General features: G+C 60.3%; 10 protein-coding genes and 1 pseudogene. 9 read left to right on the top strand and 2 right to left on the bottom strand.

Annotated features, from left to right (window positions below):
• The 8 genes and pseudogenes from U9R81_RS10290 to U9R81_RS10255 all read left to right on the top strand — a co-directional run.
• Positions 1-724: pseudogene (locus tag U9R81_RS10290) on the top strand (hypothetical protein); the annotation flags it as partial.
• 15 nt (positions 725-739) lie between these two features.
• A complete protein-coding gene (gcvT, locus tag U9R81_RS10285) occupies positions 740-1,843 on the top strand; it encodes a glycine cleavage system aminomethyltransferase GcvT (protein WP_322495372.1) in 1,104 nt (367 codons plus the stop codon).
• 11 nt (positions 1,844-1,854) lie between these two features.
• Positions 1,855-2,244 carry a glycine cleavage system protein GcvH gene (gcvH, locus tag U9R81_RS10280; RefSeq protein ID WP_322495371.1) on the top strand — a complete coding sequence of 130 codons (390 nt, stop codon included), beginning with the start codon at positions 1,855-1,857 and terminating at the stop codon, positions 2,242-2,244.
• A gap of 118 nt (positions 2,245-2,362) precedes the next feature.
• On the top strand, positions 2,363-3,697 hold the full coding sequence (gene gcvPA / locus U9R81_RS10275; RefSeq protein ID WP_322495370.1) for an aminomethyl-transferring glycine dehydrogenase subunit GcvPA: 1,335 nt from the start codon (positions 2,363-2,365) through the stop codon (positions 3,695-3,697).
• A 96-nt stretch (positions 3,698-3,793) separates the two neighbouring features.
• The gene (locus U9R81_RS10270; protein WP_322495369.1) at positions 3,794-4,786 is read left to right on the top strand and encodes an aminoglycoside phosphotransferase family protein; all 993 of its coding nucleotides are present in this window, start codon (positions 3,794-3,796) and stop codon (positions 4,784-4,786) included.
• Positions 4,779-6,257, top strand: a complete 1,479-nt coding sequence (gene gcvPB, locus U9R81_RS10265) for an aminomethyl-transferring glycine dehydrogenase subunit GcvPB (protein ID WP_322495368.1) — start codon at positions 4,779-4,781, stop codon at positions 6,255-6,257. Before U9R81_RS10270 ends, gcvPB begins: the two co-directional genes overlap by 8 nt.
• A gap of 221 nt (positions 6,258-6,478) precedes the next feature.
• Positions 6,479-7,168: a lysophospholipid acyltransferase family protein gene (locus tag U9R81_RS10260; RefSeq protein ID WP_066790291.1), complete on the top strand. Its 690-nt coding sequence runs from the start codon at positions 6,479-6,481 to the stop codon at positions 7,166-7,168.
• 83 nt (positions 7,169-7,251) lie between these two features.
• Positions 7,252-9,855, top strand: coding sequence for an ATP-binding protein (locus U9R81_RS10255; RefSeq protein ID WP_322495367.1), 2,604 nt, complete (start codon positions 7,252-7,254; stop codon positions 9,853-9,855).
• A gap of 397 nt (positions 9,856-10,252) precedes the next feature.
• Here the strand turns inward: U9R81_RS10255 and U9R81_RS10250 are convergent, their stop codons facing one another.
• Both U9R81_RS10250 and U9R81_RS10245 read right to left on the bottom strand, forming a co-directional pair.
• Positions 10,253-12,247 (bottom strand): acetoacetate--CoA ligase, encoded by a 1,995-nt coding sequence (locus U9R81_RS10250; RefSeq protein WP_322495366.1) that lies wholly within the window; start codon positions 12,245-12,247, stop codon positions 10,253-10,255.
• A gap of 373 nt (positions 12,248-12,620) precedes the next feature.
• Positions 12,621-12,800, bottom strand: a complete 180-nt coding sequence (locus tag U9R81_RS10245; RefSeq protein WP_281181298.1) for a Uma2 family endonuclease — start codon at positions 12,798-12,800, stop codon at positions 12,621-12,623.
• A gap of 462 nt (positions 12,801-13,262) precedes the next feature.
• On the opposite strand from U9R81_RS10245, the gene U9R81_RS10240 reads away from it, so the two are divergent.
• The gene (locus U9R81_RS10240) at positions 13,263-13,409 is read left to right on the top strand and encodes a hypothetical protein (protein ID WP_156525367.1); all 147 of its coding nucleotides are present in this window, start codon (positions 13,263-13,265) and stop codon (positions 13,407-13,409) included.
• Positions 13,410-13,595 lie beyond the last annotated feature (186 nt).

Raw genomic sequence — 13,595 nt, 5'->3', positions numbered from 1 at the left:
GCCCTCGCCCCCGCCGCCTGCGGCGCCGGCTGCCGAACCGCCACCGTTGCTGGCTGCGGTCGAAACCTTGTTGGCCGCCGATACCGCCGCCGATCTCGAACAGGTGTTAGCGCAGCATCCTGAACTGCTCGAACCAGCGACCATCGCGACCCTCACCCAATTGGCCGATGTCGCCGCCGCCCAAGGCAAAGCTGAGATCGCGCAGGGCCTGCGCAATGCTCGCGATCTGCTGGCCAGCATGAGCCGCCCCGCCGAACCGGAACACCTCACGGCGCTTCCGCCCGACGCGCTGCAAGCCCTGTTGAGCGCCCATAGCGACGCTGAGCTTGAGCAAGTGGTCGCCCGCCATCCTTTGCTCTTGCGCCCTGAAATTGATGCCTTGCTGGCCGCCGAAATCGAGACGGCGCTAGCAAGCGATGCCGAGCGGCTGGCCCAATTGCTAGAGGCACGGCGTTCGCTGTTGGCGGCGTTCCGCACTGCACCGGCCCCCGCCAACGATTTAGAGACCGCTATTGAGGCGCTGTTGGTGGCCGATGCCGAAGATGCGATTGCGCAGGTGATCGACCAGTACCCGCTCTTGCTCAGTGCGACGGCTGAGCAGGCGCTGTGGGAATTCGCCGCCGAAGCTCGCGCCGGTGGTGATGAAGAGTTGGCCCGTCACGCGATCGCCTGCCGGGAACTGCTGCGCCGGGTGCGCGCTGGCTTGGAAGAAGACCGTTCATAACCAACGGGAAAGTGTATGCTGAAACGAACTCCTTTTTACAACGCGCACCTTGCGATGGGCGCGCGCATGGTCGAATTCGGTGGCTGGGAAATGCCAGTCCAGTATCGCAGCATCATCGAGGAACACCACGCCGTGCGCAACCGGGCCGGGTTGTTCGATATCAGCCACATGGGCCGGTTTATGGTGCGCGGCCCCAATGCCGAAGCGTTCCTCCAACGCATGGTGACGTGCGATGTCAGCGCCATTCCGCTCGGCCACGCCGGCTATGGTCTGCTCTGCCGGCCCGACGGCGGGATTGTTGATGATGTCTTTCTCTACCATCTGCCCGATGAGTTTATGGTCGTGGTGAATGCTGCGAATCGCGCCAAAGACTGGGATTGGTTGCAGCAACATACCGCTGGGTTTGAGGTGGAGATAGAAGATCGATCTGAGCGCTGGGCAATGCTGGCGCTGCAAGGGCCGCACGCCGAACACCTGCTCGCCACCGCAGAGGATTCAACCACGGCTGAGATAGGCTCGCTCCCGTTTCACGGGGTGGCGATGACCACCATCTTCAGCCAAAACGCGCTGATTGCGCGCACCGGCTACACTGGCGAAGACGGTTTTGAGATCTTTTTTGAGGCAGTGCATGCCGAGCGGTTCTGGCACGGCTTGCTGGCCCTCGGCGGCAATGCCGTGCAAGCCTGCGGTCTCGGCGCGCGCGATAGCCTGCGCTTTGAGGCGGGCCTTGCCCTCTATGGCCATGAGATTGACGAAACGATCAACCCATATGAGGCCCGTCTCGGTTGGGTGGTGAAGCTCAATAAGGGCGATTTTATCGGGCGCACGGCCTTGCAGGCGATTAAAGAGGCCGGCGTCACCCGCCGCCTTGTCGGGTTCGAGATGGTCGGCAAAGGGATCGCCCGTGGCGGCTACCAAGTGCAGCGCGTGACCGGCGAACCGGTTGGGTTCGTTACCAGCGGCATGCCCTCGCCAACTCTGGGCCGCCCGCTCGGCATGGCCTACGTGCCGACCGATCTCAGCAGCGAAGGCAGTGAGTTTGATGTTATCGTGCGCGAGCGGCCCGTTCGCGCGCGCGTCGTGAAGATGCCCTTCTACAAGCCGCGCTACAAGCGCTAGAGGAGTTCGACATGGTTTACAACACTCCGTCCGATCTGCGGTACAGCAAAACCCACGAGTGGGTGCGCAACGAAGGTGATGAGCTTGTGATCGGGATCACCGACTATGCCCAGCACGCGCTTGGCGATGTGGTCTACGTCGAATTGCCCGCAGTTGGCGCAACCGTCACTGCCGGTGAAAGCTTCGGCGTGGTCGAGTCGGTCAAGGCGAGTTCGAATCTTTATGCGCCGGTCAGCGGCGAGGTGATCGCAGTCAACACCGCTCTTGAGAGTGATCAGTCGCCGATTAACAACGATCCTTACAACGCAGGGTGGATGCTACGGGTGCGGCCAACTGGCGAGAGCGAGGAATTGCTCGATGCCGAGGCGTATGCTGCGTTTGTAGCCGAGATTGATCACTAGGCGGAGGTTGAACGTTATTGCGCGGGTGCAGCACCCACGCAATCTAACATTGCCGGTAGGGAAGCAACCGAACCGTAACGCAACTGCCGGGATAGCTATAGCCTAGATGGAACCAAGCATGACCCACTATATTCCGATTACCGATGCCGACCGGCAAGAAATGCTCAGAGCAATCGGAGTTGAGCGCATTGAAGACCTGTTTGTTGATGTGCCGGCCAGCTATCGTTTCCCGCCGCTCGATCTGCCGCCGCCGCTGTCGGAACCGGAGCTGATGGCGGAACTGAACCGGTTGAGCGAGTTGAATGCCCATGCCCGCCGGTATAGCATCTTTTTGGGTGCAGGCGCGTACAACCATTTTGTGCCGGCAGCGGTTGACCAGATTCTGCGCCGCGGCGAGTTTTACACTGCTTATACCCCGTACCAACCGGAAATCAGCCAAGGCACTTTACAGGCCATCTTCGAGTATCAGAGCCTGATCTGCGCCCTGACCGGCATGGAGATCGCGAACGCTTCGCACTATGACGGCGCGACCGCGCTGGCAGAGTCGGCGATTATGGCGCTCAACGTGGTGCGCAACCGGCGCAAGATTGTGGTGGCCCGCAGCGTCAATCCGCAGTATCGGGCCGTGCTGCGCACCTACCTGCAAGGGCTTGATGTTGCGATCGTCGGTGACGAGACGCCGGGTTCATCGCTTACCGATACGTTGGCCCTCGTTGATGATCAGACGGCGCTGTTGATTGTGCAGAACCCCGATTTTCTGGGCCGGTTGCACGATCTGCGCGGTCTCGGCGCGCAGGTGCAGGCCCGCGGCGCGTTGCTCGCGGTTCACTTCGACCCGATCGCGCTCGGTCTGTTCCAGACCCCTGCCGAAGCCGGGGCCGACATTGCTACCGGCGAGGGCCAGCCGCTCGGCTTGGGCTTGGCTTTCGGCGGCCCGTACCTTGGCATCTTTACCACTCGCCAGAAGTATGTGCATAAGATCGCTGGGCGCATCGTCGGCGTGACCAAAGATGTTGATGGCCGCATGGCCTATGTGCTGACTCTGCGCGCTCGCGAACAAGACATTCGCCGCGAACGGGCGACGAGCAATATCTGCACTAATCAGGGCTTAATGGCGCTAGCATCAGCAGTCTACCTGTCGCTGATGGGCAAGCGCGGCATGCGGATGGTGGCTGAAGTGACGTACCAGCGCGCCCACTACGCCGCCAAGCGGATTAACGCCTTGCCCGGCTATCGCGTGCTTGCTGACCAGCCCTTCTTCCGCGAGTTTGTGGTGCAATGCCCGCGCCCGGTGGCCGAGATCAATGCCGCGCTGCGCGCGCAGCATATCATTGGCGGCTACGACCTCAGCGCCGATGAACCGCAGCTCGGTAACGCGATGCTGCTCGCCGTCACCGAGATGAATACGCCGGCAGAGATTGACCGGTTGGTAGACGCATTGGCTGCTCTGTGACAAAGTGGGGCGTGGAGCGCGGGCCGCCGGCCCGCCAACAACCTAACTTCCTCCCCCCCCAGTGGGGGAGACTGGGAGAGGTGCAACATCAATCCGATGATCGAGGCGATTTCACCCAACCAGATCGAGCGCATCGTCACCCGCATCCTGCCGGGAGCGCAGGTGCGCGATGCTGCACCGCTTGGCGCGCGGAGCCTGCTGGTCACGCTCAGTGACCGGCAGCTCGTGCTCCGCCTGCCGGCTGGCGTCGATCGCTGGGCCGGCGAAGCGCTGCAAACCGAGGCGCTCGCGCTGCGCGCGCTGCAAGCCGAGATCGACGTGCCGCTGCCGAGTGTGATCGGTGAAGCCGCTGCCAGTGGCGACGACCCGCCGGCACTTGCCTTGAGCTACCTTGCCGGCACGCCGTTGTCCGAGATCATCGCCGCCATTGATGAAGAGTCACGCTTTGCGATTGGGCAGGCGCTGGCGCGCGTCATGGCGCGCGTGCATAGCTATCTGGCCCCGTCCTACGGCCAGTTGCGCGCCGAAGCCTTGCCGGCTCCCGCCGAACAACCGGCCATGCTAGATGCCGATGTCGCCTACCTGCGCGAGCGGGTAGCAGCGGCAGCGGCTGATGCCGTCGCGCAAGGCCGCCTCACCGCCAAACAGCGCGAGTGGCTGCAAGGCCGCCTCGCCGGTTGGATCACGACCACTGGACGCCCGGCCTGTCTCGTCCACGGCGACCTCCACCCTCGCCGGATCATCGTCCGCCGGCGTGAACGCGACTGGCGGCTGGTTGGCGTGGTCGGTTGGGGCTTCGCCCAAACATGGCGTCCGGCGTGGGATCACGCCACCCTCCACCTCAACTTTGCCGACCCTGAGTATTTCGGCTTGCGCGCCGGGTATGGAGTGGCCTACGACGAAACGACCGACCGCCGCTACGATCAGGTGCGCGAGTTTGCGCTTTTACCCTACCGGCTGGCCCTCTTACTTGAGCGCGAGCGGGCCGATCTCGCGCTTGCCATCGCCGATCAGCTTGATCAGGTGCATGCGCCGCCAGTGATTGCCACCCCTGATGAACCAAGAGATGGAGTGCAGAGCAATGAATAACGAAGAACCGCCTATTTTTACGTACTCGCAGCCGGGCAAAATCGGCGCCAATCTGCCGGCTGCCGGCGTTGAAACCACGCCGCTGCCCTCCAAGCTGTTGCGCCAAGATGATCTGGCCGGCTTTCCCGAATTGACCGAGCCGGAAGTCATTCGCCACTTTACCCGCATCAGCCAGCGCAACTATTCGATCGACACCGGCTTCTACCCGCTAGGGTCGTGTACGATGAAGTACAATCCCAAGCTGCACGAAGAAGCCGCCCGCCTGCCCGGCTTTGCCGCCGCGCACCCGCTGCAAGATGAGGAATTGAGCCAAGGCGCGCTGCAATTGATGTATGAATTGCAAAGCTACCTTGGCGAGATCAGCGGCTTTGATGCAGTCAGCCTGCAACCCGCCGCCGGCGCGCAAGGCGAACTAACCGGTATTCTGGTTTTCCGGGCCTATCACCATGATCGCGGCGACACCCAGCGCACCGAAGTGCTGGTGCCCGACTCGGCCCACGGCACTAATCCGGCCACCGCGGCCATGGTTGGCTTGAAGGTCATCGAGCTAAAGAGCGACGCGCGCGGCAATGTTGACCTCGACGACCTCAAAGCCAAACTCTCGCCACGCACCGCCGGCATGATGCTGACCAACCCCAACACGCTAGGGTTGTTTGAAGAGCACATCGTCGAAATCTGCCGCCTCGTTCACGAAGCCGGCGGTCTTATGTACGGCGACGGCGCTAACTTCAACGCCATCCTCGGCATCGCCAAACCGGGTGAACTAGGGTTCGACTTCATGCACTACAACCTGCACAAGACCTTCACCACCCCGCACGGCGGCGGCGGCCCCGGTTCAGGCGCAGTCGGTTGCACCGCCGCGCTCGCACCGTACCTGCCCAGCCCCCGTGTGCGCCGGCGCGACGATGGCACATACGAGTTCTTCACCCCCGAAAAGAGCATTGGCCGGATGAAAGCCTTCCACGGCAACTTCGGCATGCTGGTGCGGGCATGGACATACATCCGCTCGATGGGAGCCGCCGGGTTGCGCGCTGTCAGCGAAACGGCGGTGCTGAACGCCAACTACGTGCGGGTCATGCTGAAGGATATCTATCCGCAGGCGATCGATCGCATCTGCATGCACGAAGTGGTGTTGCGCGGCCAGATTGCCGGCGCGCCCAAAGATGTGCGCACGCTCGATATTGCCAAGCGGCTGATCGACTACGGCTTCCACCCGCCGACGATCTACTTCCCGCTGATCGTGCCGGAAGCGCTGATGATCGAACCAACCGAAACTGAGAGCAAGCAGACGCTCGATCGCTTCATCGCCACGATGCGCCAGATTGCCGGCGAAGCGGTCGAGACGCCGGACGTATTGCACGCCGCGCCGACCAAAGCGCCGGTGCGCCGGTTGGATGAAGTGCGCGCCGCTCGCCAGCCGATTTTACGCTACGACGCTGAGGCGATCAGCCGCTTACAAACGGCTTCGTAGAATAGTTGCAACCTTCTTGGGCAAGCCTACCAGAGCGTCGCACGCTAGGCGACGCTCCGGTAGGGCGGTTTCAGAACCAAATATCAATGAAAAGGAAGCCACCCCCTCGCCAAGCGAAGCGCAGCACAGTATAATATCGTACAGATGAAGAGTCGCCTGTTTTGCAGAATATCCCGCCGCTTTGCTCTCTTGGCGGGCGCCATAGTCGTAGGGAAATGGCTATGAGTCTCTACCGCAGCCGCCACGTCGCGGCCCGTTTCATGCCGGCCCTGTTTCGGATCTTTGTCCGGCTTTATGTACGGCCGCGAGTCGAAGGAGTTGAACATATTCCCCACGAGGGAGCCTTCATTATTGCCTCAAATCATGCCAGCCATGCCGACACGGCCGTCATTTATACTGTCTTGCCGCGCGAAGTGCGCCCCCGCTTCGTTGCTGCCGCCGCGCAAGACTACTTTTTTCGCGGTGGAATGATGCAGTTCCTTTCGCGCATTTTGTTTAATGCCATTCCGATCGCCCGCGACCGGCGCGGCGGCCAAGACCCGCTACGGCACGCGGCGCGCGCGCTGCGCGAAGGCTATGCCCTTTTGCTCTTCCCCGAAGGCACGCGCAGCAAAACCGGTGAAATTGGCCCCTTCCGCAGCGGTGTAGGCCGCCTGATCGCCGAATTTCCCGGCACGCCGGTCATTCCTACGTATGTCGGCGGTACCAATCGTGTTATGCCAAAAGGCAAAGTTCTTCCACGACCCTACAAAGTCACCGTGCGTTTTGGCGAACCGCTGTATCTCAAAGCGCATCCGAAACTGCGCGCGACTTGGCAAACCGCCGCCGATGAGGTGCGCGAGGCGATTATCCAACTCAGCGGAACAGCGCCGGCCCATAGCATTGACACGTCATTCGATCAGGATACGTGATGGGCCAGTATGTAGCATGGATGGATCGGCAACGATCGGCGCGAATCTCATTTCACGATAGGTTCGAATCGGGAGCAAACATTATGGATGCTTTCACCGATCCATCCTCTCCAAGCACCGAGCGGATGCGGCAACATACCGCGCAATTGCTGCGCTTCCTGATCTGGCTCGCCCTCCTTTCCGTCATAGGCTATACCGTATTTAGCCCGATTGACCCGTCGCTCATGCCGCAGCGCCTGATCATTGTCGCGCCTCTGATAGCGGCGCTCCTTGCGGCATTCTGGCTCTTGCGCCAGCAACGGGTTTGGCAAGCAAGTCTGCTCGTCATTAGTTCATTGTGGCTGACATTAACCGGCTCAGCGGCGATCAGCGGCGGTATTCTTGCGCCAGCCTTCGCAGCATTGCCCATCGTCGTGGTGATGACCGGCATGCTCTTCGGGCAACGAGGTACATGGATCGTTACGATCCTTTCAGTCGCGACCGGCGTCATCTTTACGTTGTTTGCCGATCGGCTGCCCCAACCGCCAATCCCTCACTCGCGACTGTCGTGGTCTGTCACCTATACGTTGTATCTCCTACTCTCGGCATACATCATCAATCAGCTCATCAGTCATTTTCGCCAGTCATTACATGACACCGATAAAGAACTCAATGAACGGCGCACGGTCGAAAAGCAACTCCGCGATTCGGAAGAGAAGCTGGCCCGGCTTTTCGACTCGGCGCCGTTTGCGATGTTGATCGTGCGGATCAACGATGAACTCATCCTGAATGCGAATGCAGCCTGCCGCGAATTTTTTGAGTTGAGCAGCGAACAGATTATCAAGCAACCGATCCGTAGGCTTAGCCGGTCACAATTGTCCGAGCGATGGCCGGCTATCGCTGAAGCGTTAGAAAAGCAGGGAACGATCAGCGGTGTCGAATTTAGTTTTCAGCGAAATGATCGCGCCCCCGGCTTTGCCCAACTGGCGGTTGAGCTGATTGAGTTGCCCGAAGGTCTCTGCGCCGTGGTCGCGTTTCAAGACGTAACCCCGCTGCGCCATGCCAACGAGCGCCTTGCCGAACTCGCTGCGCGGCAAGAACAGTTGGCAACCTTAGCCCGCGAAGCACTGGCAAATACCGACCTCAACACCCTGTTTGCCGCCGCTGCTGAACAAACGGCCCAAACGCTCCGCCTTAGCGGGATCGAGCTGGTGGAACTCGATCTCGATCGTCAGCCGTATGTACGCGCAAAATGGGGCAATGCGCCTGAGGAACTGCTACCATCTGAGGTGTTCCGCGACCTTCCCAATGATCATCCCGGCTGGAACCGGTTGCCGCCAAGCTTGGCTGAACGGATTGGCGGTATGGCTATGTATGGCGCCGGTATACCTATTCGCGGGAACGAGCGACTGTTCGGCGTGCTACTGGCATACGCGCAGCATCCATTAGATACCGAGGCTATTTTCTTTCTGCGCGGTGTCGCCAATGTGCTTGCGGTAGCGATTGAACGCTTTAACGCCGAACAAGAACGGCGCCGGATCGAGACCCAGATGCTGCAAACGCAAAAACTCGAAAGTCTTGGCTTGCTGGCTGGTGGTATTGCCCACGATTTTAACAATCTGCTGACCGGTATTATGGGCCATACCAGCCTTGCCTTGCTCGATCTGCCGTCTAACCACGAATTGCAACCCCATCTCGCAGCCATCGATCAGGCTTCCCAACGAGCCGCTGAATTGTGCAGCCAACTGCTCGCCTACGCTGGCCGTGGCCAACGTTCACTCGAATCCGTTGACCTCTCGGCGCTCGTGCGCGAAATGGGCAATATCTTGCGCCTACCGGCCAACCGTAGCGGTCAAGTCACGCTTACCTACGATCTAGCGTCTGATTTGCCAGCGATTGTGGTCGAAGCCAGCCAGATCCGGCAAATCGTGCTCAATCTGCTCACCAACGCGATTGAAGCCATTGGCGAACGCAGCGGCACGGTTACTATTAGTACCGGCGTAACCACCCTTACCGCAACGGATCTGCGTCGCTTGAACTTAACACCAAGCATTGCGCCGGGCAAATACGTCACCCTCACTGTCAGCGATACCGGGATTGGGATGGACGAATCAACCCAACGCCGTATCTTTGACCCTTTCTTCAGCACAAAACCGAAAGGTCACGGGTTAGGGTTAGCTGCCGTGCAAGGCATCGTGCGCCGCCATCACGGCGCTATCCGGGTCGAGAGCACGCCGGGTCTAGGCTCGACGTTTACCGTTTACCTGCCAGCCGCAAATACCACAACCCCGGCGCTGACTGTGGCTGCGACAGCGCCCATTATCTTGACCGGCACCGCATTGATTGTTGATGACGATGCAGCAGTGCGCGGAACCATCACCCGCATCCTCGAACGAGCCGGTATGGTGACCCTCGAAGCGGCTGACGGGCGCACTGCTTTGTCCCTGCTGAGCGAATCAGCGATGAATATTGATATCGTCTTGGTTGATCTGGCAATACCCGGTATGAATGGTTTCGAACTGCTTGAAGCCATTCGCCGCCAGTTGCCGTGTCTGCCGGTGTTGCTGATGAGCGGCAACGCCGAACAGATTACTAACAACCCACTGCCGATCAACCAATATACTGACTTCCTGCCCAAACCGTACCGTTCACGTGACTTGCTCGAAAAGCTCAGCCTCCTGCTGCAACGGACAACGATTCGTCAATAGGTACAACCGCTCGCCAGTGGCATTGCGAGCCGCCGGAGGCGGCAAAGCAATCTCCGCCTTCAGCGAACCACCTGCCTGAGTGGTTTCCTTTCGCTCTTGGGGAGATTGCTTCGCCTCGCTCCGCTCGGCTCGCAATGACAAGCTGGAAGCGGCGCTTCCTCAAAGAAACCTTCGCGCTCTTTGCGCCCTTCGCACCTTTGCGTTTGAATCCTCTGCGTCTTTGCTCGCTTTACGGCTTTACCCCTCCCCCGCTGGGGGAGGGGTTAGGGGTGGGGGCACCATCACCGCTCGGCGCGCCATGACAGGCTAGGATGTCATTGCGAGGGCGCGCAGCGCCCGAAACAATCTCCTCCTTCAGCGAACGACTTGTCTGAGCGGATCCTTCCCGCTACAACGATCATCCGCTTCCGCGATCGGCCGTCTCAGCCAACACGCGCGCCAGATCGACAAAAAACTGGAGTGACTCAGGATTGCGCAGTGAGTCGGGATTGGCCGCCCGCTCGACCGGCACACCCATCAGAATCTTCTTCACCGGCACCTCTAGCTTCTTGCCGCTGAGCGTGAGCGGCACGGCTGCGATTTGGAAGATATCGTCAGGCACATGGCGCGGCGAGAGCGCAGTGCGGATCGCGTGCTTGATCCGCTGCCGCAGCGCATCGTCGAGGGTTACACCCTCGCGCAAGACGACGAAGAGCGGCATATACGAACGCCCGCCGAGACCTTCCAGATCGATCACCAAACTATCCAGTACTTCAGGGATGGTCTCGACAGCGCGGTAGATCTCGCTGGTGCCCATGCGAATGCCTTGCCGGTTGATTGTGCTATCCGAACGGCCATAGATCACGATCCCACCCCGCTCGTTGATCACGATCCAGTCACCGTGTCGCCAGACACCGGGATAATGCTCGAAGTAGCTAGCCTTGTAGCGAGCGTTATCGGGATCGTTCCAGAAATAGATTGGCATCGATGGCATAGGCGCCGTGATCACCAGTTCACCCATCACGCCGATCACGCTGTGGCCATCGGTATCGTAGGCTTCGGCCTTGCAACTGAGAATGCGGCACTGAATCTCGCCGCTATACACCGGCAAGAGCGGGCAACCGCCGACAAAGCCGCTGCAAACGTCGGTGCCGCCGCTGTACGACACCAGCCAGACATCGCGCTTGATATGGTCGTAGACCCACTCAAACCCTTCCGGCGGCAACGGCGAACCGGTCGAGCCGATCGATTTGATTGAGCTGAGATCAAACTGCGTCCCCGGCTCAATCCCGCTCTTCATCAGTGCGATGATGTAGCCGGCGCTGGTGCCGAAATAGCGCATCTTGGTCTGCTCGGCCAACCGCCACAACACTCCCATATCAGGGTAAGCCGGACTACCGTCGTACAAAATCGGAATAGCGCCGACCAACAAACCGCCGATCAAGAAGTTCCACATCATCCAGCCGGTCGTGGTGTACCAAAAGAAGGGATCACCGGGCCGCATGTCGAAATGGAGGTCGAGCGACTTGATATGTTCGAGCAGAATCCCGCCTTGGCTATGCACAATCGGCTTCGGCAAGCCAGTGGTGCCGGAAGAATAGAGCACCCACAGCGGCGCATTAAACTCGACCGGCGTAAATGTCAATTCAGCCGGCGTCTGCACCGCTTCTTCCCAGCGCAACAGCGGGCCGCGCAGACCGGTTGGCTCTGCCGCCGGGTCGAGGTACGAAATAAAGATGGTCAGCTCGACACTGGGCAACGCCGCCTGAATCGCCGCCACTTCCGCCCGACGATCAAACGGCTTGCCGCCGTACTGGTAGCCGTCAATGGCGATCAACACCTTCGGCGCAATCTGGCTAAACCGGTCAATTACGCTAGGGCTGCCAAAATCGGGCGAACAACTCGACCAGATCGCGCCAAGGCTGGCGGTGGCCAGACAGCCGATCAGCGCATGGGGAGTATTGGGCACATACGCCACCACCCGATCCCCCGGCCCCACCCCGGCATTGCGCAATGTCTGCGCCAGCGCCGCCGTCTGCGCGCGCAATGCCTCCCAGCTTAGCGGGGTTGGCGCGTGCCGTTCCGATGCTACAATCACCGCCGGACGGTCGGGCATAGCGTGGCGGAAAGCATGCTCGGCATAGTTGATCTGAGCGCCGGTAAACCAACGCGCCCCCGGCATCTCGCGGCTTGACAAGACTGCTGTGTAGGGAGTATAAGACTTGATCTGGTAATACTCCCACAACGCCGCCCAAAACGCTTCCAATTCCTCAACCGACCAGCGGTAGAGGCTATCGTAATCGGTGAAGTGCAACCCATGCCGCTGCTCAAGCCAGCGCATAAACGCGCGCATGGTGCAGTTTTCACGCAATTCCGCCGGCGGTTCCCACAACAAACGTGGCGCGGTGGTCATCGTTGGCCTCCGTTTCGCATGTGTCAGCTACTCCTTGTTATTGCAAGGTCTTGCACTCATATAATAACGCAGGGCGCAGCGCCCGCAGCAAGCCCCCGCAAGCCCGCCACGCATCCCCTCACCGCTCCGCTCGGCTCGCACTGACACCGGGTACCTCTTGTCATTGCGAGGGAGTAGCGGCCCCCAGCCACGCTGGGTCCACCCGACCGCAGCAAGCCCCCGCGAGAGCAGCACACACCCCCTCACCGGGAATTGACACAGCACCCTCATCCGCCGGGCCAATCCGTGCCCCCTTGCCCATCCATCCCGCCAAAGCGGGAGCTTGCTTCGCCTCGCTCCGCTCGGCTCGCACTGACAAAGGTGAGCGACGGTGCTATTCTTCTTTCTGGCGCGGATCAAACACGACCACATCGCGCACCCCATACGTCAGGTAAAACGGCGCACCATCAGGACCGAGATCCTTGTCTTCATAGCCCGGACTAAGAATCTCAACCACTACTGCTGGTATAAGCTCAATTGCCTCATCACTGTCGGGAGGCTCCGCGCAGAAGATGGCTAAATCAGATTGACCGGGTGCGTGACATAGAGCCTTGCCAAAAGTACGCTCACGGATAGCACGTCTTCAACCAACATGCCCGCCGCTGTCTTCCCTATCGGTTATCGCAAGCCACTAACGCGGCGAAACCATCTCCAGCTACTCGCGCCAGCCACGCCGCTCAAGCGATACGCTACACCTGTCCTACGCCACATGATGCCCCGACAGATGAAATTGTAGTTGACAGATCAGCATGCCGTCAAACCGCTTGCCTTCACGTCGTGAGACCGGGGATTGGCGCTAGCCGGGTGAGGGCGTTTAGAGGACGCTGGCTTGATATGCTTGATCACAACGGTTCTTACCATCGGCATCAGGCAGTGGAACGTCCCGCAACGCCGCGTGAGCCAGCGGGCGAATTGCGCCGAGCGGCACGTCCGTATTGTTCTTATCCCAACACCATCCTGAAAGGAGAACGCACCGATGGCCGGCAAACTGAGTATCTTCATTGCGCTTATCGTCTTTTCGCTCACCATCCTCGCGTCAGCCGTCGCGGCGCAGGGAAGCGGCCCAATCCTGCAAGCCGCCCTCGGCACGGCCTTCACCTATCTAGGGCCGGCTGCAAGATAGCGGCAGCCCTGCCAACGGATCCTACGATCTTCAGTTCGCTTTGTACGACGCCGCCAGCGGCGGCGCGCAGGTCGGCGCCACCGTGACGGCCAACGTCGTGCCGGTCAGCAACGGCTTGTTCACCGTAGCGCTCGATTTCGGCGCGAGCGCCTTCGCCGGCGACGCGCGCTGGCTGGAGGTTCGGGT

This window comes from Chloroflexus sp. (assembly GCF_034435895.1).
In the GTDB taxonomy this organism is placed as follows: Bacteria; Chloroflexota; Chloroflexia; order Chloroflexales; family Chloroflexaceae; genus Chloroflexus.
This window is presented reverse-complemented; position numbering and strand designations above follow the sequence as displayed.

Excerpts from the sequence above, each read along its gene's own strand:
- gcvT (WP_322495372.1), top strand. The coding sequence starts at position 740 with ATGCTGAAACGAACTCCTTTTTACAACGCGCACCTTGCGATGGGCGCG.
- U9R81_RS10240 (WP_156525367.1), top strand. The coding sequence starts at position 13,263 with ATGGCCGGCAAACTGAGTATCTTCATTGCGCTTATCGTCTTTTCGCTC.
- U9R81_RS10270 (WP_322495369.1), top strand. The coding sequence starts at position 3,794 with ATGATCGAGGCGATTTCACCCAACCAGATCGAGCGCATCGTCACCCGC.
- gcvH (WP_322495371.1), top strand. The coding sequence starts at position 1,855 with ATGGTTTACAACACTCCGTCCGATCTGCGGTACAGCAAAACCCACGAG.
- gcvPA (WP_322495370.1), top strand. The coding sequence starts at position 2,363 with ATGACCCACTATATTCCGATTACCGATGCCGACCGGCAAGAAATGCTC.
- U9R81_RS10255 (WP_322495367.1), top strand. The coding sequence starts at position 7,252 with ATGGATGCTTTCACCGATCCATCCTCTCCAAGCACCGAGCGGATGCGG.
- U9R81_RS10250 (WP_322495366.1), bottom strand. The coding sequence starts at position 12,247 with ATGACCACCGCGCCACGTTTGTTGTGGGAACCGCCGGCGGAATTGCGT.
- gcvPB (WP_322495368.1), top strand. The coding sequence starts at position 4,779 with ATGAATAACGAAGAACCGCCTATTTTTACGTACTCGCAGCCGGGCAAA.
- U9R81_RS10260 (WP_066790291.1), top strand. The coding sequence starts at position 6,479 with ATGAGTCTCTACCGCAGCCGCCACGTCGCGGCCCGTTTCATGCCGGCC.